The sequence below is a fragment of the Mycobacterium sp. genome, assembly GCF_008709575.1.
GTDB lineage: Bacteria > Actinomycetota > Actinomycetes > Mycobacteriales > Mycobacteriaceae > Mycobacterium.
This window is the reverse complement of sequence record NZ_VYIK01000534.1, coordinates 1-548: the sequence shown is the minus strand read 5'-3', so window position 1 is coordinate 548 and position 548 is coordinate 1. Positions and strand designations below refer to the sequence as shown.

Here is a 548-nt window from a genome sequence, read left to right as displayed (position 1 = left end):
CGCGACTACACCGCCAAGAAAGTTCGTGTGGTCGAGGGCGGCCGGCGGCTGGCCCGCACCCGGCATCACCTCGACGACGCTGGTCTCAGCGTAGAACAGTGGCGCGACAACTGGGAGGCGGCCCGGTATCGGATCAGCGCCAACGGCTCCCCGGATGAGCCGTTCGGCAATTTGACGATCACCGTCACCCCGACCGGCGAGGTCAGCATCCGGCTGCCCACACCGTTGGAGCATCTGGCCAACGCCCCACGCGGCCGCTACGTGCTCTCAGGCCAGGCGGTGTTCGCCCACCGCGACCAGGAATGGATGGCGCGGATCACCGCCGGCAGCTCGGTGTCCTACACCCTCACCCGCAAACCCGGGCGTTCCGGTCGCTATCTGACCGCAAACTGGGCGATCGGATCGGTGCCGTATTGGGCCGGCCGCGACGATCGCGCCGCCGGCGATGATGTGTATCTCACCGGCCCGGTGGTGGGAGTCGACCTCAACGACGGGCACCTGGCGGTGCGCCGCCTGGATGCCCACGGCAACCCGGTCGGGGCGCCCAA

At 69.2% G+C, this 548-nt stretch carries 1 protein-coding gene; it reads left to right on the top strand.

Features of this window, described 5'->3' with window-relative positions; genetic code table 11:
• Positions 1-27: 27 nt before the first annotated feature.
• Positions 28-548 (top strand): hypothetical protein (locus F6Q13_RS20015; RefSeq protein ID WP_293060158.1); only part of this gene is annotated, 521 nt, incomplete at its 3' end.